The sequence below is a fragment of the Microcoleus sp. Pol12B4 genome (genome assembly GCF_036701385.1).
GTDB lineage: Bacteria > Cyanobacteriota > Cyanobacteriia > Cyanobacteriales > Microcoleaceae > Microcoleus.
In genome coordinates, this window is record NZ_JAUBQR010000011.1 from 27,739 (window position 1) to 49,237 (window position 21,499).

A 21,499-nucleotide genomic window follows, 5' to 3' on the forward strand; every position below is an offset into this window, starting at 1 on the left:
CGGCGAAACTTCGTCGCCCCGCCAAAACCTCAGCATTAAACTGTAACCGTTAACCGTTGGCTGGCGGTAAACTTCCAAGCAGTTTTCCTGTAAATTTACTATCCAGACTTCCTGAATTTGCGATCGAGCGTAAATAGGAAGTTTCATGTCTCTGTCATAATCTATTGAAGTGTCAGCTACTTCTATTAATAGTAAAACTTCCGATGGTAGGGGATGGGCGGTTGAATAGTAATCGGCGCGAGGTTGCAGCAATACTAGATCGGGTTGCGGTTCGGTTCGCTGGCTGACTTGAATGGGGTTTTGTACAGTCACAATCGCCCTTTCTTCTGGAAGCCGGCAAAAGAGTCGGGTAATGCGGTTAACACAACCTGCGTGACGAGTTCCAATTGCGGCCATTTGAACAAGTTCTCCTTCTATCAATTCTACGCGATCGCCCTCTGAAAGAATACCAGCTTTACCCATCAGATGGTATTCTTCTACGGTGAAAAGTCTTTTGAGCAACTGCACTGCCATAACTTACCGTTCCTCTAATTATTTCTTCGATTATAGTCACACGCCCTCTTAAATGCCAGTGATGTCTAAAGTCGATGAGAAGTCGATGAAAAGTCAGTCGAGTTCTCAAATAGCCTGGTGATTTAATAGAGATAAAGTAGAAGCAAGGCACAATATGCGAGGTTTGCATACCCCGCCGCACTCAGTGATATATTCAGTTTAACCTCAATGAGGCATTTACCTGAAACCTGAATATTGTCGCGCCTCTCCTCCAATCATTACTCGCTGGACAACTAATCGGCTAACACATTTGAAGAACAATCATGCAGCTTAAGAAAAATCCTCAACTCGATGCACTCGATAAAAAAGCGGAATCTTCAGAAAAAAAATTATCCCTGACAAAAAACGTAAATCATGGGTAGGAATTTTACTGAGAATCACTTTTATTTATTTTCCTTTGGGTAGCATAATAGTTGGTGCGCTCGCGTTACCGAATCTGCTCTCTTGTGGCAATAAAGCGAAGCAGTCAGAAGCTAAACAATATGTTAGCTCAATGAACCGCGCTCAACAAGCTTATTTTGCCGAAAAAGGTGTTTTTGCAACTTCCCTGGATGCCCTCGATCTTGGCCTTAAGTCTCAAACAACCAACTACAATTATTCAGTAATTGCTGGTAAAAAAGCTGCATTTAGTTACGGCGTATCCCGCACGGTACAAAAGGATACCAAGAGCGTTGTCGGAGCTGTTTTTTTAGTACCCACTCCTCTTGCTAATGCTAAGAAAGCTGCCGATAAAAGTACGATAGTAACTATATTATGTATAGCCAAATCTGACAGTCTAACTCCACCGACTGAGCCAATAAATATTAACGGTAAATTAGCTTGCGGTGATGGGACAGTAGAAGTGAATAAGTAAATCGCGACCAAAATTATGCCAGAAATTGTCAAAGGGTTCATCATCTTAGCTTGCATCTTCATTCCCCTAGAAAGAATCTTATCCTTGCACAAGCAAAAGATATTCCGTCTCGGATGGGCAACCGATGCCACCTATTTTTTTACAGGTCACTTTATTGGCAGATCCGGGGCTATTATTGTGACCCTAATTTTGTCGCTGATAACTAATTTACTAAACCAGGAATTGCAAAGCAAAGTAGCCTCTCAACCTGTGTGGTTGCAGTTGGTAGAAGCAGTTATCGTTTCAGATATGGCATATTATATCGCTCACAGACTACTGCATGAAGTACCCTGGCTTTGGCAATTTCATGCAGTCCATCACAGCATTGAACACATGGACTGGTTAGCAGCAGTGCGGGTGCATCCCTGCGAGCAAATTTTTACTCAAATTTGCAAAATTATGCCTCTTTACTGGTTGGGATTTACTAAGGAGAGTTTGGTGGCTTATGCTCTTTATTCGGCGGCTATCGCTTTTTTGATTCATTCTAATATTAAATTAAAATTTGGCATCCTAAAATGGTTCGTAGCAACCCCACAATTTCATCACTGGCATCACAGTAAAATTCCCGCAATCAACAACAAAAACTTTGCTGTTCAGTTGCCACTGTTAGATTTGCTATTTGGCACTATGTATATGCCAGGAAAAAAAATCCCTCATAAATATGGAATTTCTGATTCTATACCTATTGGATATGTCGGACAAATATTCTTTCCATTTTCCAGGATGATGAAAAATGCTAGATAAAAATGCAAAACCAGGTCTTAATCGCTATTCTCGGATTTTGCTGGTAATTATGGGTTTTGGCTTGACGAGTGTTGCTTCTGTGGGTGCAGTTGCCTTATTTCACCACATGGATATCCTAACTTTTATCGCCAGTTTAAATACGAAACAAGTAACTGTTGCCGAATTGCAGCAGGGTAAGTTCAAACCAGTGATTTTGATCGATGTGCGATCGCCCGAAGAATACGCGGAGGATCGCATCGGTGAAAGTCCGCTGGTTCCCATAATCGATATTGAGATGGGGTTCGGTGTCAAGCAGATTCAATCCATTGTAAAAGCTAGGGTTAAATCCGATCGACCTCAGCCGATAATTGTACTTTATTGTGCCAGAGGAGGGCGATCGGTTAAAGCATACAAACAGTTGGAAAAAATCGCTCGGTATTCCCAAGAATCTGCGGCAAATGAGACTAATAAGATTAAGGATATTAGCCTGAATGTTGTTGTCCTTTCAGGAGGTATCAAAGCGTGGCGGCAAGCAGTGCCGGCTCCAAAAGATGCCCAGATATTAGCTCCAATTACTTTGCGAAGTTTGATAAAGTCTCCTTCAGTCACCCTGCTTTCGGAATGAATCGGGGCAGTTGTGACCAAATTGATTTCTATAAAATCTCTATCAATGGAAGGGTGTATGCGGCTGACAGATTCGCTATGTTGAAAGTAATTAGCCAGAATCCTCAGCAATCTGCAACGGTTGGCTGTTTGGGCAGGCAGCACAATAATCAAAGTCATAACATAAGTTGATTCCATGCAAAACACGGCAGATTTACTCCCCAAAATAGACTCGCCGAGTCTTCCCAAAAAGCAACCCGCACCCCCAAATTACGAAGCAGCCGATCGCCAATTTGTCAATTTGCTAGAAGTCGAGGATTTAGACAAGACGGTGGCGGCAAAACCGTTACTTGTCAGCGATTTTGAAAGCGCGATCGCCTATGCAATTCAAGCAGCTTACCAACAGGAACCAGGCGATGAGGCCGCTCACCGCTTCTTGCAGCGCGTACTTTACCGTATCAACCGCCTCAACTTGTTTTGGTACGACGATTTGCGCCGCTACAACAACGAACGATCGCACTATTTGCGTTCCGTGCGCGATCGCATTGAAGAACCTTGGCAACAGTGGGAACTAGCGCAAATCGACGTTGCAGCGCTGCAAAAATTGCCGGATGTCAAGCAAGCCCTGCGCGATCGCGCCGCCGCCGATGTCGATCCTCCGCTAACTGAGCTCGATCGCTACCAGCGGGAACAGATGACTGAAGAGGGATACAAACACCTGCTGGCGATCGCGTCCTTCGACGGTTTAGTGGAAGCCAGCCGCCTTTCTCGCATCCTCGGTGGCGCCGGCAACGAAATTCAGTGTACCCTTACGCGAGTGCTGATCGAAGAATACGGCGGCGGTCGCCTGCCCCGCAAGCATTCGACCTTTTTTGCCCAAATGCTGGCAGAATTCGGGATGAGTACGGAACCGGAAGCGTACTTCGATTTAGTGCCTTGGGAAGTGCTCGCAGGCATCAATCACAACTTTCTGCTGACGGAACGCAAGCGTCATTTTCTGCGCTACAACGGCGGACTCACATATTTTGAGGTGGCGGGGCCCGTGGCTTACCGCAATTATCTAGCCGCCGCCCAGCGTTTGGGCCTCTCGCAGGCTGCTATGGGTTATTGGGAACTCCACATCAAAGAAGATGAGCGTCACGGGCGCTGGATGTTGGATGAAGTGGCGATCCCGCTGGTTGATAGATACCCGCAGGAGGCTTGGGAACTGGTGTTGGGGTACGATCAGGAGAAGTCGATCGGCGATCGGGCTGGGGCTGCTGTAGTGCGATCGATCCAAGCCGCAGAACGGAATTAACAGCTATTTAGGGTGCATAAGTCTTGGATGTACCCTAGATGTTGCACCGTTCTCAATAAGCCTTTGAGGAACAGGATTTCCGGCCTGTTCCACAAAGAGTCTATTTCTTGTGGAACAGGCCGGAAAGCCTGTTGCTGACAATGGTGCAACATCTCAGAGGCACCCTACGAGCGCTGTATTTTAAAATGCTGTCATTAACTGAATTAGCTCGATCGACAAATCTCTTTGCGACTTTTCCTGTTTCTTAAACAAAACTCCAGCCAGCAGATAGATATTTTCTGAATAAAAAGCCATTCCCTGTTCTCTGAGACTGGCGATCGCACTTTTCACCTTCGGTTCCGAACTATAATACCCAAAACTTAAAGGTGCTATCTCAAAATTCGCAACCGAGTAGCCTCGATCCAAGGCATAATCGATCAAACCCACAGGATTAGAATAGCTAGAAACCATTAGCAAAACTTCGTCACTGCCCAGAGATAAAAGTTTTTTAGCAATTGTACAACCATCACTCCCGCCGTGCAACAGCGGCTGGTAAATTTTATCATCCACCGCCGGCAAGTAAGGGGGATTTGAGATGACACAATCCGCCGACTCGTATAAAGGCGAATCAAAAAAAGAGCAATTGTTGACCGTGTATTTTTCGCTCAGTTGATATTCCTTAATTTGATACTGAGCAATTTTCCAAGCTACATTATTTAGCTCAAATCCCTGTATTGTCCCATCAAAATCACTTCTCAGCAAAGACTTAATAACTGGACTTCCCTCTCCTGAACCAAACTCTACGATAAGTCGAGAATTGTCACTAGCATTTAACACTAAACTTTCCAAGCAGTGCGCGTAAAAATCCGATTCTTCCGGGCAGTGGAATACCTGTTTCAGAGGATGGGATGAAGTGAGCATAAATTCTGTAACAAAGTTGACTATTTTAAAAGTATCGAATAACTAATATCCCAGCCATCTGTCGCAAGAGCTATTTTATCAACTTGTGCCATCTCTCTATTCCTGTTTTATAGGGTGCGCTCGAATAACTATTACTGCAGACAGATTATCAAATTAACTAGATTAATCCGATTGACAGATTGCAATTATAGCGATTGCTGGTGAGATAGTACCTAAGCAAATAATTTTAAATTTTAATATTGTCAAACATGACCTTTTTTAATTATTCAGTTCCGCCTCTGCGCCGCAAACAGATTAACATTGCCGTTCAGGATTTAGAAGGGCTTTGGCACGTTCAGTTTCCCCTTGGCAAAGAGCGATTTTATTCAAAATTTTATACTTGTCTCGATCGAGCTTGCTTGCTGTGGAGCTTGCTGTTAATACCCATCTTCGGCACAGCACAATTTTTTTCTGTGAGTTGGATGCTGCAAGCTGGTTTGTGGTCAGCGCTCAGCCTCGTAGGTACAGCAGCAATGGTAAGCATGACATACTCTTGGGTCAAAATAGAACGCCTGATTTGGGTGCTTTACGGTTGGGTAATACTAATGTTATTAGGATTGCTGCTGACCGATTTAGCAATTTTTCTTAAGTGGGGAAAAGTGTTGGCGAATCTCTGTCCTCTGTGGTTGGGAATGAGCGGAATAGGGTATTTAGCGACTGGATTTGCAGTACGATCGCGCGCGCTTTTAGCAGCAAGTTTATTTCACCTGTTAGGGATTTTGATTTTGCCTTTCACGGGCGGTTGGTATTTCCTATTTACGGGAACGGTCATGGTATTTAGCTTGCTCGTTTTAGCCGAATTACAATGGGATATGCGCGAGCCTATTAACAGGCTGCATTAACTTCTGTACCACCGCGATTCCAACAGCTATCAACGTAAAGCATTAATCACAAGTGGTGACTAAATTGCTAATGACTGATGATCTCATGCCCCCTAGCATAACGTCACTGCAGTTGGTTGGTAGTGAGGACTCTTGGTTCTCATCAAAAGTTGAGGAATGAAGCCCTCACTACACAACGGATAGGGGTTATGTTAGCGGACACAATATTACTGATGGCTGATAACTAATTGCCACCAGACTGTACAGATTTGCGGGTTTGGTTAGTATCGTCGCCCTTGTGATGCCACGTGCCACCTTCCCCTTGAACGTATTCAGATTTTACGCTGTTCCAAGCAACGCTAGTAGCACCATCGGCGCTCATTCCATCTTCACTAGCGCTCTTAAAAGCCGCCTGAAAAATTTGTTTCGCCCCTTGGGGGAGTTCTTGTGCTTCTGAAGGTAAGGTATCAAATTGTTGTTCTGGCATAATGACCTCTAATTATTAAACATAAATTTAATCTTATATACGAGAAGACACTACTTTCCTCTCTCTAAAAGCAAGTTTTAAACCGCCTTCTTATCATTCCGAAGACAGATGTAATATTAAATCTGTTGTGCAAAATAATGCAACTTGATTGCCGTTGCTGGTTCAGCCGGATTTGGCTAATTTCCCTCCTCAAACAACCATTAATCTGACTTCGGCTTTTTCACCTGCGAACTTAGAAAATACGTCAGCGCAGCGATTACTAAAGCGATACCCGCTCCCAAAGGAAGGATGTTCGTCCCGCCGTTCCACCGAACTACCTCAGAGAGAAACAATACACTCAACACTACTACAATGACGCTGGTGAGTTTGGTTTTTAGGTCATCGATGGTGTGAATTTCCAGCCAGATGGGTACTTTGATGCGATCGTCAATAAACAGCTCGTAAAGTCCGAGTGCAGTAATGTAAAATACTGTGGCGAGAAGAAACAAATCTACAACTTCGATGCAAGACAGAATCAGTTGTTTCGAGTTTTCGCTGGAAACCGGTACTGTAGCTGTGTGGCCGATGGTAATGAGGGTTTCCAGGGCACCGTAGATCAAAAGCGTCACAGACGCTGCAAAAGAACCGAATACAGCGATTAACATTAGATAGCGACTTCTGGCAAGAATTCGATGCAGCATAGTTGATCTCTCGTTGGAAAATTTGTTAGAGAACAAGCGCTCTCTGGTATAACTGTGGCTTTACTATATCAGAGTTTGCCCGATCGCACTTACAAGCAATTCTCACCAGTGCGCCACCCCTGGTTAATTTAATCTCGCGCGGGTTCGACTCGGATAGCCCTCAGTTCGCCTTCGTGTTTAAGGCAAGTCAAATCCCAGCCAAAAGCATTGCTGGTATGGGGTTGCAGGTGTTATGGCGACGCTGAGCGATCGCTCGCGCGTTTTGAGATAATTTAGTTTCCTGGGAAAGTTTGAGCGGTATTCTGCCAGTGCCCAAATTGTCAGCCACAAGTTAAGAAAAAATAGCGCTCAAAAAATTTTTAAACTAACTCATCTGGCGGAGTGCTAAGCCAAAATTGACGGTGAGAAAATCAACAATTTTTGCCTCAAAGCACCTGCATCCGGGGAAAATTCATAGGAAGAAGCGGGCGCTTGTCTGAGAAAGCCGGTTAATTCGTAATATGTCTCGTTACTCCACCCAAAATTTTTCATATCAACCTGGTTTCTATCCCTCGCCCACAAAATTTGATTGAGCTAGTCGGTCGCTCAATCAAATTTCATCCACCACCTGAAATAAAAAGCCATTTTGTCAAATATTCCTAAAGATGAATGGCGAACTTGAAGCATACGTAATAGCTTATAAACTGTTAACGCGGCGGTGTAATTATTCAGGGAAAAATCATCAAGGAAACGGGACTAAATTTGCTCCCTTACCTTCATTATTCCGCAGCGAATGTTAGAAAATTTGCACGTTACGCTGTCAATTTGACCCTGCAGTTTTGGCATCACAAGCGATCGCAAGACTCTACGTAAAAGCAAGCATTACCATGAAATCTTCTAAATTGTTGAAAACTGTTTTAGCAAGCGCTTGTACTTTAGGTTTAGCAACGGTTTCCTTCGCAGTGCCTGCTTCTGCCCAGTCGGGCGGTGCTGGAGGAGGTGCAGGCGGGGGTGCAGGCGGTAGCGTCGGCAGTGGCACAAGCGGTACGACGGGCACAAGCGGTACGACTGATACGGGTACAAGCGGTACGACTGGCACGGGTACAAGCGGTACAACCGATACCACTGGTACGGGTACAAGCGGTACAAGTGGTACGACTGGCACGGGTACAAGCGGTACAACCGATACGACTGGTACAGGTACAAGCGGTACAACCGATACGACTGGTACGGGTACAAGCGGTACAAGTGTTACGGGTACAAGCGGTACAACCGATACGACGGGCACGGGTACAACCGGTACGAGTGGCACCGGCACAACGGGTACAACCGGTACGAGTGGCACGGGTACAACCGGTACAAGTGGTACGGGTACAAGCGGTACAACAGGTACAACCGATACGACTGGTACAGGTACAAGCGGTACAAGTGGTACGAGTGGCACCGGCACAACGGGTACAACCGGTACCACATCGACTTCGGCTGATACTAATTCAGGAGTTTTGAGTGCTCGGCGCGATAGCCCCAACAATTTCGGGTGGCTGGGTGCCCTGGGTGCATTTGGTTTGATCAACTTGTTTAGGAAAGGCAGTACACCCTCCCATCGGTAATTTCGGGCGATTCCCTACGGGATAGCTTCGCTTCACGTACTTTTGAAAACAACTTAGAGGCTTAGAAAGTCATGACTTCACTCAATCGCAAAAGTTTGTTCAAAAAATTGGTAACAGTTGCCGGAATTGCCGGCGTTAGTTCCTTGATAGCTGTGCCGGGATTCGCAGAATTAAACCGCCAGACTCACGGCTTCAACCAGTCGGGGGAGCGAGTTTTTGATCTTGCTGATAGCGACTTAAACGATCCTAATTCTCCGGGAGCTCCTGCTACAGATAGAAACAACAACAACAATCCTGGCGGTTCTCCCAACACTCCAAATACCCCCACCAACAACACTCCGGGCCGTTCTCCAAATAGCCCCATCAACAACACTCCCGGCCGTTCTCCCAGCACTCCAACAAGTGGCGAAACTTCGCCTAATTCTCTCAGCAGCAGAGACAGAACTTTTGCCATGCAAGCAGGTCAACTTGGTATGCTGGAAGTGGAGCTCGGCAGATTGGCAGTGCAGCGCGGTTCGAGTGCTGGTGTAAAACAATACGGCCAAGAAATGGTAGAGGAACACACTCAGGCAAATCAAGAGCTGATGCAGTTAGTAATGCAAAAGCAGGTGGAATTGCCAACCGAGATGAGCAGCCAGAACAAAGCTTTGATGGATAGACTTTCGGGACTCTCCGGTACAAGTTTTGACACTGCTTACAAGCAGGCTATGATCGAGAGCCACAATCAGGCTATTGCTCTGTTTCAGGCTCAATCTCAACAGGGACAAGATCCCGACTTGAAGGCTTGGGCCACCCAGAAGTTGCCGAACCTTCAGGCGCACTTGCAAATGGTTAACCAAATGTTGGCAGATACCAGCCAGCCCCAATAGGAGGTAGAGGAGGTAGAGTCCGATCGGGTTTTATGCGATCGCACTCTACCTTTGCCGATCTGAGACTTAGCCTAAATTAATCGTTTTTTAACAGACAGTTGTTTGATCGCCCGATCGCGGAAACAAGCAAGTGCGATCGGGCGATCGTAATTTCACCGCAGAATTATTCAAACAACACCAAATTAATTAGTCCTCAGTCAGTGTCCACAAAAACACTCACAGCCGCCACAGCGATTAGCATTTCGTCATTTTTATCCTTCAGAGAGGCGATCGCCCTTCCTGGCACAATCATGCCCCCTTGCTCCACAATCAGAGTTTTGCTGCCAAAAGGGAGCACCGCCAACACCTCCTGTTCCCGCACTTGTTCGGGGTAAGGAACAGCCACCTTTACCTCAACAATCATCTGATTCGGGTCAGTCAAACCCGCCACTTCCCAGACACCCAGCAAAGCATTGTGGGCGATCGCATTCCGTACAGCCCTTGCACAGGCTACAGTCGGTTCCTGCCCGTGCTGGTCTATACCCATCCCCATTTCAATGATGAAACATTTACGTGCCATAGTTGCCCCTGGGTTGATTTTTCTTTTTAGTCGTTAGCGAAGCCCTCGAAGAGGATCGCACTTTTATCCAAAACAATTATCAACCAAAATCACCGCATTTTATATTATTTTATCGCTCCCTCTAATAACACACTAATCATCTCATTCAATAAAAAAAATCTAACTTTTGACAACCTCCTAACTCCTACCAAATCAGTCATTTAAAATCTAAAATTTAAAATCTAAAATCTAAAAGGGTATAACTTATGGTAATATAACCAAATTCAGCTTTCCTAGCGGACTGCAAAACTCATCGCCAGCTTGAATCATGGATAGTTTTCTACCAATTGCCTACTTTCAAAACCAATTTCTCCCCTTTACCGACGCCAAAATTTCCATAGCCACCCACGCACTGCACTATGGAACCGGAGTTTTAGGCGGGTTGCGGGGAATCCCAGACCCCCAAAATGCCGATCGAATATTGCTATTTAGATTAGACCGCCACTGTCAAAGATTAAGTCAAAGTGCCAGCTTCCTTCACTGCGATTTACCCGCCAGCAAAATTCAACAAATAATCATTGATTTTGTTCAGAAAAACCAGCCAACTAAATCATTTTATATCCGCCCTTTTATCTACACATCAAGTTTAGGAATTGCCCCGCGACTGCACAACGTAGAAACCGACTTTTTTGTCTACGGATTAGAACTTTCAGACTATTTACCCAAAGAAGGAGTCAACTGTAGAATTAGCTCTTGGTATCGCCAAGAAGACCGCAGTTTGCCCTTAAGAGGTAAAATTAGTGGCGCTTACATCACCTCAGCTTTAGCTAAAACAGAAGCAGTACAATCCGGCTTCGACGAAGCGATCATGATGAATTCTCAAGGAAAAGTCAGCGAAGCTTCAGGGATGAACATATTTGTCGCCAGAAACGGTAAATTAGTTACTCCCGGTTTCGAGCAAGATATTCTCGAAGGAATTACCAGAGACAGCGTTATAACCATCGCTAGAGACTTAGGAATTGAAGTCACAGAAAGACCAGTTGATAAATCAGAATTGTTGATTGCAGACGAGATTTTCCTCTGCGGAACCGCAGCAAAAATTACCCCTATTAAGCGAGTGGAAAACTATCACTTGCCCAAAAATCGACCCATCACCGAAAAGATTTTGGACAAACTGACGGAGATTATCGAAAATCGCGACAGCAATTATAAAGAATGGGTATTTCCGATTAATCTTAATTAACCGAAAATACCTGTGATCGTAGAAGCGACTTCACTCGTTACCAGGCAGAGCCTGGTAACGCAGATCGGGAGGCTCTGCCTCCACATTTGATGGCAGCCATGCGAGGCAGAGCCTGTGGATATCGGTTCCCAGGCAGAGCCTAAGAATCAGTTTTTGTGGAGCAGCCATTTTGCCTACCTCCTGCTAGAAACTACCCGCACAACACAGCCGCGTGATGGCGAATGTGATCCTCCATAAAACTCGCTATAAAATAATAGCTATGATCGTAACCTTCCTGCATCCTTAAAGTTAGTGGCTGTCCCGCTTTTGCACAAGCCTCGGCGAACACTTCCGGCAACAACTGCCCGTCAGCCAGATACGAATCAGCAGTGCCGCAGTCAATCAGAATCTGACGGTTGTATTGCGCCTCAAGCACCAACTCGCTAGCATCCCAAGCTTTCCACATTTCTTTGTCGCTACCGAGGTAGTGTCCGAATATTTTTTGCCCCCAAGGGCAGCGCATTGGCGCGGAAATAGGCGCAAAAGCTGAAACAGAAAGATAGCGAGAGCCATTTTTTAAAGCGCAAATTAAAGCCCCGTGTCCGCCCATCGAATGACCGAAAATTCCCTGTTTTTCCGGTATCGCTGGAAAATTTTCGGCGATTAAATTCGGCAATTCATCAACCACATAACTGTACATCCGATAGTGAGAATTCCAAGGTGAGGCTGTCGCATCAACATAAAAACCCGCACCACTTCCTAAATCCCAATCGTCATCTTCGCCGGAGATGCCCGTATTGCGCGGGCTAGTGTCGGGCGCAACCAGCATTAACCCGTATTTGGCCGCCAATTGTTGCGCCCCCGCTTTTGCCATAAAGTTTTCTTCCGTGGAGGTTAAACCTGATAGAAAATACAAAACTGGTACGGGTTGAGATAAAGCTTGCGGCGGCTGATAAACAGCGAACTTCATCTCGCTGTTGCAAGCAGAGGATTGATGGCTGTAAAAACCTAGTTTGCCATCAAAAATTTTATGTTCTTTATGCAGTTTTATGGATTCTGATATCATATTAATTCTTTTTCATTTGTGAATTAGATTTTTTTTATTGACCGCAGAGGGCGCAGAGGGCGCAGAGGAAAAGAGAAGAGAGAAGTTATTTAAGGTGCAGCCGTGCACGTTACCGCTATAACTAGCACCTAAAACTCCTTTTTCCCTAAGTCCTACTTTCCTCCTTCCTTCAACAACTCAAAATGTCAACACTGTGCGAATTACTTCGCCTTTGTGCATTAAATCAAAGGCTTCATTTATCTTCTCGATCGGCATTACCTGAGTTATCAGACTGTCAATATCAATTTTACCGTCCATGTACCAATCAACAATCTTAGGAACATCAGTTCTGCCTTTGGCCCCGCCAAAAGCCGTCCCTTTCCAAACCCTGCCAGTTACTAGCTGAAACGGGCGGGTACTAATTTCTTGACCGGCTCCCGCTACCCCGACAATTACGCTTACGCCCCAACCTTTGTGGCAGCATTCCAAAGCTTGGCGCATCACATTAATGTTGCCGATACATTCAAAACTGTAATCAGCTCCGCCTTTGGTTAAATCTACTAAATAAGGCACTAACTCACCTTCCACTTCGCGGGGATTGACAAAGTGAGTCATGCCAAATTTTTCCGCCATCTCTCGCTTGTTGGGGTTCAAGTCTACGCCGACAATCATGTTAGCTCCCACCATGCGAGCCGCTTGAATTACATTCAAACCCACGCCGCCCAAACCGAAAACTACCACATTAGAACCCGGTTCTACTTTCGCCGTATTGATGACAGCGCCGATGCCAGTTGTTACGCCGCAGCCGATTAAACAAACTTTATCAAAAGGAGCATCTTCGCGAATTTTTGCTACTGCAATTTCTGGCAATACTGTATAATTGGCGAAGGTAGAAGTTCCCATGTAATGGTAAAGTTTCTGCCCGTCTATGGAAAACCTGCTCGTGCCGTCGGGCATGACTCCCTGACCTTGAGTGATGCGAATTGCTTGACAGAGATTCGTTTTGCCACTCAAACAATATTCGCAGTTGCGACATTCGGGAGTGTAGAGAGGAATTACCCGATCGCCCACTTTGACACTCGTGACTCCCGGCCCAACTTCTGCGACAATCCCGGCTCCCTCGTGGCCTAAAATAGCCGGAAACAAACCTTCAGGATCGGCACCGGAAAGAGTGTAAGCATCAGTGTGACAAACACCCGTGGCTTTAATTTCCACCAGCACCTCTCCAGCCTGCGGCCCCTCCAGATCCACCGTTTCAATGCTCAAAGGTTGGCCGGCACTGCGAGCAACTGCTGCTTTTACTTTCATCCTTTCTCCCTGCGCTCTATTTGTCAATTCACCAGTCAATATGTATTGTATTACTTAATGTCAAACTTGGAGCAAATCTATGACAAAATTAATTGTAATTACCGGAGTTAGTCGCGGTCTGGGTCTTGCCATGACAGAAAAGTTTATTGAATTGGAACATACAGTTGTGGGATGCGCCCGTTCTTCGCAAGCGGTGGAAAAACTCCAACAAAAATATAGTGCGCCCCACCATTTTACTTGTTTGGATGTCACCAAAGACGATCGAGTTAAAGCTTGGGCAACAGAAATACTGGCAAAAAAAGAGCCACCCGATTTGCTAATTAATAATGCAGGTGTAGCTAATCATCTCGCCCCTCTTTGGAATGTCAGTGACGAAGAATTTTCCCAGGTAATTGATGTTAATATTAAAGGTACAGCTAATGTAATTCGTCACTTTGTCCCGGCAATGATTGCTCGAAAAAGCGGCATAATTGTCAACTTTAGTTCTGGTTGGGGAAGGTCAACTTCGCCGGAAGTCGCGCCCTATTGCGCTTCCAAATGGGCAATAGAAGGACTTACGCGAGCGCTCGCTCAAGAATTGCCCGCAGGTATGGCAGCAGTTCCTTTGAATCCGGGGATAATTCACACGGATATGCTGGACATTTGTTTCGGCGAAGATGCAGCAAGTTACACATCAGCCAAAGCCTGGGTGCAAAAAGCAGTTCCTTTTTTACTCAAGTTAAAACCTTCCGATAACGGAATGCCGCTGACTGTTCCTGGATAATACAGCAACCCTTGCAGGATTTACGCACATCTCTGTTTTCTTTTCCTCTGCGCTCTCTGGTTTTCTGCGGTTCATTAAAAAATTCAAAAATGAAATAAAATTGCTATATTCCCAAATCAAAACTCTTTCCCCAAATAGCCACTGTGAACTTGCCGCTAACCTCCCCCTCGCAAACCGAAACTCGCAAAGCAGATCACCTGCGGATTTGCCTCGAAGAAGACGTACAATTTCGCGAAACTACCAGCGGCCTAGAACGCTACCGTTTTGAACACTGCTGTTTGCCAGAACTCGATCGCACTGAAATTGATTTAACCTCCACATTTCTCGGCAAAAAACTAGCCGTTCCCCTGCTCATTTCCTCGATGACCGGTGGCACAGAATTAGCCCAGACAATCAATTATCGCCTCGCCGATGTCGCTCGAGAATACAAACTGGCAATGGGAGTCGGTTCCCAGCGAATTGTTGTAGAAAATCCTCAACTAGCTCCTACATTTGCCGTCCGTCGCCGCGCTCCCGATATTCTGCTATTTGCCAACATCGGAGCAGTTCAATTAAACTATAATTACGGTTTGGAAGAGTGCCAAAAAATTGTTGATATTCTCGAAGCAGATGCTCTAATTTTGCACCTCAATCCGCTGCAAGAGTGCGTTCAAACCGAAGGTGATACTAACTTTAAAGGACTGCTAGATAAAATTGCCAAATTATGCGATAAATTACCAGTACCAGTTATTGCGAAAGAAGTCGGCAACGGTATTTCAGGAAAAATGGCAAAGAAATTGCTCGCTGCGGGGGTAGGTGCGATCGACATTGCCGGGGCCGGAGGCACTTCTTGGGCGAAAATAGAAGGAGAGCGAGCTAAAGATGGCAAGCAGCGCAGGTTGGGCGCAACCTTTGCCGATTGGGGAATACCGACAGCCGAGTGCATTGTCAGCACCCGCGCCGTAGCGCCGGATGTTCCTTTGATTGCCTCTGGAGGCTTGCAGAATGGGCTGGATGCAGCGAAGGCTCTCGCTCTTGGCGCGGATATTGCGGGACTGGCGCGGCCATTTCTGCAAGCTGCAGCGGAATCGGAATCAGCCGCAGCCCTTCTAGCTGAGGTGTTAATTGCAGAAATCGCTACCGTGATGTTCTGTACGGGCTGCGCTAGCTTGGATGAGTTAAAACATTCTGGGGTTTTGGAAAGGTTAAGATAAAAGTGAGTCAGCAGTCAGTTGACAGTTGAGAGTTGACAGCTTGTCAGCCAGCGACTTGTCCGAAGAGCGTAGCAGAAGCAAGTCGAAGGGTTGTCAGTTGTCATAAGAGCTTTTGCCTGAGTCTTTGATTAATAGGTCAACCGCAGATGCTAGGCAGATAAACACAGATAAACGCATATAATTTCAAGACAATTTATTGTCTGAACTTTATTGATTAAGGGCAACTGTCAACTGTCAACTGAAAACTGAAAACTGAAAACTGTCAACTGTCAACTGACTAATTATCTAAATGAAAGATTTCCTAAAATATACCTGTGCAAGTTTACTGGGAACCTTCCTAGGACTGTTGCTGCTGGGCAGCATCGGATTGGGAGGACTGGTACTGCTAATTGCTCTGGCCGCATCGTCGTCTAAGGATTCGGGCCCGCAAGTTAAAGATAAGTCTGTATTGGTATTAGACCTTTCTTTAAATATTACCGACAGCAAACCGAGCCGTAGCACTGGTGCGGCGATTGAAGAAGTCCTTTCGGAAGATTCCGGGGATACAGTGACGCTGCGGACTGTTTTAGACACGATCGAATCTGCGAAAAAAGACCCCAAAATCGTTGGCATTTATCTCGAAGGCAGCTCGGATTCGAGCAGCAGCGGGTTTGCCAACCTCAAAGAAGTTCGAGGAGCCTTGCAGCGTTTCCGAGATGCCAAAAAGCCCATTTTTGCTTACCAGATGGACTGGAATGAGCGAGATTATTACCTCGGTTCTGTTGCTAATACAATAGCAATCAATCCTTACGGCGCTTTGGAACTCAACGGTTTTAGCAGTCAGGCAATGTTTTTCACCGGTGCTTTGGAGAAATACGGCGTGGGAGTGCAAGTGACTCGCGTCGGCAAATACAAGTCAGCCGTTGAACCGTTTTTGCTCACAAAAATGAGTCCCGAAAATCGCCAGCAAACTCAAAAGTTGCTCGGAGATATGTGGGGAGAATACCTGAAAACTGTCGCCCCGATCCGTAAAGTGACTGTTCCGCAACTGCAAGCGCTTGCAGATAAGGGCGGAACTTTGATGGCTGACGAAGCTCTAAAAAGCAAGTTAGTTGATAAAGTTGTTTACTTTGACGAAATATCGACTGAACTTAAAAAGCTCACAGGAACCGATGGCGAAAACAAATCTTTCAAGCAAATTAGTTTGAAAAACTACGCCAGAGTTGCTGAGGATAAAAACTCAACTCGCGCTGACAAGAAAAACCAAATTGCTATACTTTACGCAGAGGGAGAGATTGTAGACGGCGAAGGGGGCCCGACTCAAGTAGGAGGCGATCGCATCGCTAAAGAGATGCGGAAAATCCGAGAAGATGACAACGTAAAAGCAGTGGTTTTGCGCGTCAACAGTCCCGGAGGTAGCGCGACGGCGGCCGAAGTAATCGGACGCGAAGTGATGCTGACGGGCAAAAAGAAACCAGTTATCGTTTCGATGGGCAATTTAGCAGCATCCGGCGGCTATTGGATTTCGATGGGTTCCAACCGCATTTTTGCCGAACCCAATACGATTACCGGTTCGATCGGCGTTTTTGGAATGCTGTTCAACGCCGAAAAGTTGGCTGCTAACAACGGCCTAACTTGGGACGTGGTAAAAACCGCCCGCTTTGCGGATACTAACACGGTTTCCCGTCCCAAAAATCCTCAAGAACTGGCGAATATTCAGAGGATAGTCGATCGCATTTACGATCGATTTATTACTAAAGTCGCCAACTCCCGCCAACTGCCGAAAAACAAGGTACAAGAAATTGCTCAAGGCAGGGTGTGGTCTGGTACAGCCGCGAAACAGTTGGGTTTGGTCGATGAAATTGGCGGGCTTGAAGATGCTGTCAGAGAGGCTGCTAAGCAAGCTAAACTCGGCGACGATTGGAAGGTGGAAGAATATCCCAAACGCCGCAGTTTGGAGGAGCGAATTTTGGAAAAAATTTCAGGCGTTCACGTTTTGAAACCGGCCGCCAAACTCGACCCGCTAACGGCCGAATTTAAGAAAATGCAAGATGAATTGGCTGTGATCAAGTCGATGAACGACCCGCAGGGGATTTATGTTCGCTTGCCTTTCAATTTACGGATTGATTAATTAATACCAAGTCCGGGGTTTTTACCCCTTTATTCTTGAGTCCCCCTCTCTGCGGACGAAAGTTTTGCTCTTGAACCGTTGCAAGCGCTGAGTCTGATCGGGTTTTTTAACGCCGATTTGGTAAAAGTAGGCTGACGCGTCCTACCAACAACTGAAAAACCCGGTTTCTTCTAGAAACCGGGTTTATGAATACCCTAAAAGTCTATCGACTGGAAATTGGCAATATTTGTTATGCAGCACGCTGAGTTAACAATCCCCAGATGAAAAGTAGAACGATCGCACCTACAACTGCAAAAGCTATACTGGGTAGAGTCAATGCTCCAAAGGATGCTCCCCCGCTCGTCCCCAGCAAGACTTGACCCAGATAACCTCCCACTAGCGCGCCCAAAATTCCTAAACCTGTTGTTGCCAGAAAGCCACCGCCTTGAGTTCCCGGATAAATGGCTTTGGCGATTGCACCGGCAATCAGTCCTAAAACGATCCAAGCAATAATTCCCATTTCTCTTTCTCCTGAATACTTAAACTTTTCTCGTCCCTTGTCTTATGTTTTTAGAATAACAAGTGCTATCCAGTCCTTACCTCTACCGTAGGGAGGAACCGAAAGTGGTAGGATTTCCCATTAATTGTCCGAGTTTGAGGCTTTTTAATATCTCAAAAGAGTTAACCCACTTTCTCTAGGGAAGAAAGGTACTTATGCTCAAGGCAAAAAGGAAATAGGAGAATTGTTTCTGGGAGTTTTTGTGTTTTACTGGTAAAAAAATTACAATAATTTTGTGAAACGAGGAAAGTTTGCGCCCGATGGATCTGACTCTGTGCATGATTGTGAAGAATGAAGAGGCAACACTGTCGCGGACTTTGGACAGCGTTAAAGGTGTTGTGGACGAAATAGTGGTGGTGGATACGGGATCGGGCGATCGCACCCGTCAAATTGCCCGAGAATCCGGGGCGAGGGTTTATGACTTTGAATGGTGCGACGACTTCGCAGCGGCGCGCAATGAGTGTCTGAAGCACGCCCAGGGCGACTGGATTTTGGTGTTGGATGCCGATGAGGTTTTGGTACCGGAGATGGTACCTCAAATGAAGCAGGCAATTGCGAGCGAGCGGCTGCTGCTAATCAATCTCATCCGCCAAGAAATCGGTGCCTCTCAATCTCCCTATTCCCTGGTGTCGCGCTTGTTTCGCAATCGCCCCGACATCCGCTTTTCTCGCCCTTACCACGCCATGGTAGACGACAGCGTAGGTGAGATTTTGCAGAGGGAACCGGAGTGGAAAATAGCTGCTCTCCCCGATGTGGCGATTTGGCACTCTGGTTATCAAAAAGATGCGATCGCAGCAAAAAGTAAATTCCAAAAAGCTCAAGCAGCCATGGAACGGTATATCGCTTATTATCCAAACGATGCTTATGCTTGTAGCAAATTAGGTGCGCTGTATGTAGAAACCGGGCAAATTGGGCGGGGAATTAATTTATTAACCAAAGGATTAACTGCCGAGGGCATTGATGGTTCTATTGTTTACGAGCTGAACTATCATTTGGGGATTGCTTATCGCCAGCAGCAGCAATTTGGTAAAGCAAAAGAACACTATCAAGCCGCAATTAATACCAATGTTTTCCCCCCGATCAAGTTGGGCGCTTACAATAATTTGGGCAATTTGTTCAAAGATGAAGGAGATTTGAAATCTGCTGAAAAAGCTTACAAAGCAGCTTTGAAAATTGACCCCAATTTTGCAGTAGGTCACTATAATTTAGGACTGACGCTGAAGGCAGCCGGAAATTTAGCAGATGCGATCGCCTATTACCGACAAGCGATAAAAATCGATCCCGAACACGCCGAAGCTCATCAAAACTTGGCAGTAGCCTTGCTGAAGATTGGCAAAATGCCAGAGAGTTTAGCAGAATTCAAAAGAGCGATCGCCCTTCACGAACATCGCCGCCCATTTGAAGCAGAACGCCTGCGCCGGGGACTGCAAGAAATGGGTTTAATGTAACTGAAATTATGGCTTTTATGGACGGGCAGGATGCCTACCCCACAATCAAGTTCTCGTGGAACAGGCCGGAAAGCCTGTTCATTAAAAATATTCCAAGATATGAGATACAACCAGTAAAATCAAGCAATTATCTCCACTTTGCCGCTATCCAAATCGTAGCGCCCCCCAACAACTTTAAGCTTGCCCGCTTTGACTGCTTCAGCTAAAATAGGCGACGATGATTGTAAGTTATTTACATTCCTTTTCACATTAGCTCTGACTGCGTTATCCCACGCATCGCCTGTTTGACCTTTAGTCGAATCAATTGCGGGTTTAATCGCCGCCACCAAAGTGCTAATGTGACCAGGCACAGCTTTGCCATCTAAAGCTGCTTTGACAGCACCGCAGCGTTCGTGACCCAGAATTACTAATAGTGGCACCCCTAATTCTAAGGCCGCATATTCTATATTTCCGAGAACCACATCGTCGAGAAAATTGCCAGCTACTCGGATATCAAATAAATCCCCCAATCCTTGGTCGAAAATAATTTCGGGAGCAACGCGCGAATCAGAACAAGCCAGGATGGTTGCAAAGGGATGTTGACCCTGTGCTACTTCTACAACTCGCGATCGAGCTTGGTCGGGAAATGTGCGTTTTTGCTCAATGTAGCGTTGATTCCCCTCCATCAATTTCTTAAGAGCACTGTTAGGAGTAATGTCAGAGATTGCCTCTGCCTTTGCTGCTTCGGCTTGTAAAAACGTAGGTGCCAAGCTTGCCACCAGCATCCCTGCACCAGCCCTCAGCATTAAATTCCGTCGCGAAATCATACCTGCTCTTTCGCTTTTAGTCATTGCTTGCAACTCGGTTCAATTGTTTGTATTTGTTAGCATAATATATACCACAAGCTCAGTCATACTTCTTTGATTTTTCTTTACAAGCTGCTCCGGCACAATCTAAACTTCAAAAAAATAGCCCATTTTGATTTTATTCCTATTTTATTTAGTAAAGTCAACAGCAGTCATCCTTCTGCGGACAGGGATGCTAGAATGTATCTAAAACGACTATTATTTATCAATGGCTCGAAATGTCTTACGTCGCAAGTATTCATATCTATCCGGTCAAGTCCCTTGACGGCATAGCAGTCAGTCAAGCAAATATTCTAGCCAGCGGAGCTCTAGAAGGCGATCGCTCTTTTGCAATCTGCGATGCAGCAGGAGAATTGGTTAACACTAAGCACAACAGCGGAGTCTGTTTTCTACGCTTATCCTTTGACATCAAAAAGAGAATTGCCGGCCTGAAAATTCAAGGCACCGAACAAGAAATATTTTTTCATGTAGATAGAGAACGCTTGGGAATAGAATCTTGGTTGAGCAGCTACTTCGGTTTCCCCGTCAAGTTAATTGAAAACTTGCTTACAGGTTTTCCCGACAATCTTGCTGCACCAGGGCCAAGCATTATCAGTACCGAAACAATTGCCGAAGTTGCATCTTGGTTTCCGAGAGTTTGCGTTAACGAGATGCGCCATCGCTTGCGAGCTAATATTGAAATAGGAGATGTTCCGGCTTTTTGGGAAGACCAACTTTTACCACAAGCCGATGAAATTGTGAGGTTTAAAATAGGGACAGTAATATTTGAAGCTATTAATCCCGGTCAGCCATGTATCCTATCTACGCGAAATTATGCCGCGCAAGCAAGCGATCTAAATTTTAAAAATATACTAACAGCCAAGCAGAAGGAAATCATGCCTGACCTGCTAAAAAAAGGGCATTTAAATCACTTTAGTCGGCTGATAATTAACACGCGACTCGCACCTCAATCAGCAGAAAAAATATTACACATAGGAGACGAAGTTCACATTATCAGAGTCAGCAACTCTCTATTGAATACCTTTTCTGATTAGTTG

The 21,499-nt window shown here is 45.6% G+C and carries 23 protein-coding genes; 13 read left to right on the top strand and 10 right to left on the bottom strand.

The genetic code is table 11. The features are described from left to right. A partial coding sequence (locus tag QUA38_RS03155; RefSeq protein WP_333159112.1) for a Uma2 family endonuclease occupies positions 1-513 on the bottom strand: 513 nt, incomplete at its 3' end. Positions 514-949: 436 nt separating this feature from the next. Here QUA38_RS03155 and QUA38_RS03160 point away from each other — a divergent pair. The 4 genes from QUA38_RS03160 to QUA38_RS03175 all read left to right on the top strand — a co-directional run bounded on the left by QUA38_RS03160 (position 950) and on the right by QUA38_RS03175 (position 4,067). Further along, complete coding sequence (locus QUA38_RS03160) at positions 950-1,405, top strand: type IV pilin-like G/H family protein (protein WP_333159113.1); 456 nt, start codon at positions 950-952, stop codon at positions 1,403-1,405. A 15-nt stretch (positions 1,406-1,420) separates the two neighbouring features. Next, positions 1,421-2,188 (top strand): sterol desaturase family protein, encoded by a 768-nt coding sequence (locus tag QUA38_RS03165; RefSeq protein ID WP_333159115.1) that lies wholly within the window; start codon positions 1,421-1,423, stop codon positions 2,186-2,188. Beyond that, positions 2,178-2,792: a rhodanese-like domain-containing protein gene (locus tag QUA38_RS03170; RefSeq protein ID WP_333159117.1), complete on the top strand. Its 615-nt coding sequence runs from the start codon at positions 2,178-2,180 to the stop codon at positions 2,790-2,792. The genes QUA38_RS03165 and QUA38_RS03170 overlap by 11 nt, the downstream gene beginning before the upstream one ends. A gap of 174 nt (positions 2,793-2,966) precedes the next feature. Continuing rightward, entirely contained in the window at positions 2,967-4,067 is a 1,101-nt protein-coding gene (locus tag QUA38_RS03175; RefSeq protein WP_333159119.1) for an iron-containing redox enzyme family protein, read from the top strand. 180 nt (positions 4,068-4,247) lie between these two features. Here the strand turns inward: QUA38_RS03175 and QUA38_RS03180 are convergent, their stop codons facing one another. After that, the gene (locus QUA38_RS03180) at positions 4,248-4,967 is read right to left on the bottom strand and encodes an SAM-dependent methyltransferase (RefSeq protein WP_333159121.1); all 720 of its coding nucleotides are present in this window, start codon (positions 4,965-4,967) and stop codon (positions 4,248-4,250) included. Between the two features lie 248 nt (positions 4,968-5,215). Between QUA38_RS03180 and QUA38_RS03185 the strand changes: the two genes are divergently transcribed. Continuing rightward, positions 5,216-5,848, top strand: a complete 633-nt coding sequence (locus tag QUA38_RS03185; RefSeq protein WP_333159124.1) for a hypothetical protein — start codon at positions 5,216-5,218, stop codon at positions 5,846-5,848. Positions 5,849-6,071: 223 nt separating this feature from the next. Here QUA38_RS03185 and QUA38_RS03190 read toward each other — a convergent pair whose 3' ends face one another. The 3 genes from QUA38_RS03190 to QUA38_RS03200 all read right to left on the bottom strand — a co-directional run bounded on the left by QUA38_RS03190 (position 6,072) and on the right by QUA38_RS03200 (position 7,525). Continuing rightward, positions 6,072-6,314 carry a ChaB family protein gene (locus QUA38_RS03190; RefSeq protein ID WP_190662935.1) on the bottom strand — a complete coding sequence of 81 codons (243 nt, stop codon included), beginning with the start codon at positions 6,312-6,314 and terminating at the stop codon, positions 6,072-6,074. Between the two features lie 200 nt (positions 6,315-6,514). Then, entirely contained in the window at positions 6,515-6,994 is a 480-nt protein-coding gene (locus QUA38_RS03195) for a YqhA family protein (RefSeq protein WP_333159125.1), read from the bottom strand. A gap of 384 nt (positions 6,995-7,378) precedes the next feature. After that, on the bottom strand, positions 7,379-7,525 hold the full coding sequence (locus QUA38_RS03200) for a hypothetical protein (protein WP_333159128.1): 147 nt from the start codon (positions 7,523-7,525) through the stop codon (positions 7,379-7,381). A gap of 335 nt (positions 7,526-7,860) precedes the next feature. Here QUA38_RS03200 and QUA38_RS03205 point away from each other — a divergent pair, with 335 nt between their 5' ends. Further along, entirely contained in the window at positions 7,861-8,583 is a 723-nt protein-coding gene (locus QUA38_RS03205; RefSeq protein WP_333159130.1) for a hypothetical protein, read from the top strand. 71 nt (positions 8,584-8,654) lie between these two features. Further along, on the top strand, positions 8,655-9,452 hold the full coding sequence (locus tag QUA38_RS03210; RefSeq protein WP_333159131.1) for a DUF4142 domain-containing protein: 798 nt from the start codon (positions 8,655-8,657) through the stop codon (positions 9,450-9,452). 193 nt (positions 9,453-9,645) lie between these two features. Here QUA38_RS03210 and QUA38_RS03215 read toward each other — a convergent pair whose 3' ends face one another. Then, entirely contained in the window at positions 9,646-10,011 is a 366-nt protein-coding gene (locus tag QUA38_RS03215) for a Lin0512 family protein (RefSeq protein WP_333159133.1), read from the bottom strand. Between the two features lie 307 nt (positions 10,012-10,318). Here QUA38_RS03215 and QUA38_RS03220 point away from each other — a divergent pair, with 307 nt between their 5' ends. Beyond that, positions 10,319-11,233, top strand: coding sequence for a branched-chain amino acid transaminase (locus QUA38_RS03220; protein WP_333065834.1), 915 nt, complete (start codon positions 10,319-10,321; stop codon positions 11,231-11,233). A 190-nt stretch (positions 11,234-11,423) separates the two neighbouring features. On the opposite strand, the gene fghA is transcribed toward QUA38_RS03220, so the two are convergent. Both fghA and QUA38_RS03230 read right to left on the bottom strand, forming a co-directional pair. Then, positions 11,424-12,278: an S-formylglutathione hydrolase gene (fghA, locus tag QUA38_RS03225; protein WP_333159135.1), complete on the bottom strand. Its 855-nt coding sequence runs from the start codon at positions 12,276-12,278 to the stop codon at positions 11,424-11,426. A 177-nt stretch (positions 12,279-12,455) separates the two neighbouring features. Further along, on the bottom strand, positions 12,456-13,565 hold the full coding sequence (locus tag QUA38_RS03230) for an S-(hydroxymethyl)glutathione dehydrogenase/class III alcohol dehydrogenase (protein ID WP_333159137.1): 1,110 nt from the start codon (positions 13,563-13,565) through the stop codon (positions 12,456-12,458). A 79-nt stretch (positions 13,566-13,644) separates the two neighbouring features. Here QUA38_RS03230 and QUA38_RS03235 point away from each other — a divergent pair, with 79 nt between their 5' ends. The 3 genes from QUA38_RS03235 to sppA all read left to right on the top strand — a co-directional run bounded on the left by QUA38_RS03235 (position 13,645) and on the right by sppA (position 17,631). Next, positions 13,645-14,328, top strand: a complete 684-nt coding sequence (locus QUA38_RS03235; RefSeq protein WP_333159139.1) for an SDR family NAD(P)-dependent oxidoreductase — start codon at positions 13,645-13,647, stop codon at positions 14,326-14,328. Positions 14,329-14,471: 143 nt separating this feature from the next. Next, positions 14,472-15,521, top strand: coding sequence for a type 2 isopentenyl-diphosphate Delta-isomerase (gene fni, locus QUA38_RS03240; protein ID WP_333159141.1), 1,050 nt, complete (start codon positions 14,472-14,474; stop codon positions 15,519-15,521). 289 nt (positions 15,522-15,810) lie between these two features. Further along, positions 15,811-17,631, top strand: a complete 1,821-nt coding sequence (sppA, locus tag QUA38_RS03245) for a signal peptide peptidase SppA (RefSeq protein ID WP_333159143.1) — start codon at positions 15,811-15,813, stop codon at positions 17,629-17,631. Positions 17,632-17,860: 229 nt separating this feature from the next. Here the strand turns inward: sppA and QUA38_RS03250 are convergent, their stop codons facing one another. Next, on the bottom strand, positions 17,861-18,130 hold the full coding sequence (locus QUA38_RS03250; protein WP_333037423.1) for a GlsB/YeaQ/YmgE family stress response membrane protein: 270 nt from the start codon (positions 18,128-18,130) through the stop codon (positions 17,861-17,863). 299 nt (positions 18,131-18,429) lie between these two features. Here QUA38_RS03250 and QUA38_RS03255 point away from each other — a divergent pair, with 299 nt between their 5' ends. Further along, on the top strand, positions 18,430-19,617 hold the full coding sequence (locus QUA38_RS03255) for a tetratricopeptide repeat protein (RefSeq protein WP_333159145.1): 1,188 nt from the start codon (positions 18,430-18,432) through the stop codon (positions 19,615-19,617). A gap of 119 nt (positions 19,618-19,736) precedes the next feature. Here QUA38_RS03255 and QUA38_RS03260 read toward each other — a convergent pair whose 3' ends face one another. Continuing rightward, a complete protein-coding gene (locus QUA38_RS03260; RefSeq protein WP_333159147.1) occupies positions 19,737-20,447 on the bottom strand; it encodes a carbonic anhydrase in 711 nt (236 codons plus the stop codon). A gap of 233 nt (positions 20,448-20,680) precedes the next feature. Here QUA38_RS03260 and QUA38_RS03265 point away from each other — a divergent pair, with 233 nt between their 5' ends. Continuing rightward, positions 20,681-21,496 carry an MOSC N-terminal beta barrel domain-containing protein gene (locus tag QUA38_RS03265; RefSeq protein WP_333159149.1) on the top strand — a complete coding sequence of 272 codons (816 nt, stop codon included), beginning with the start codon at positions 20,681-20,683 and terminating at the stop codon, positions 21,494-21,496. The last annotated feature ends 3 nt before the right edge of the window (positions 21,497-21,499 follow it).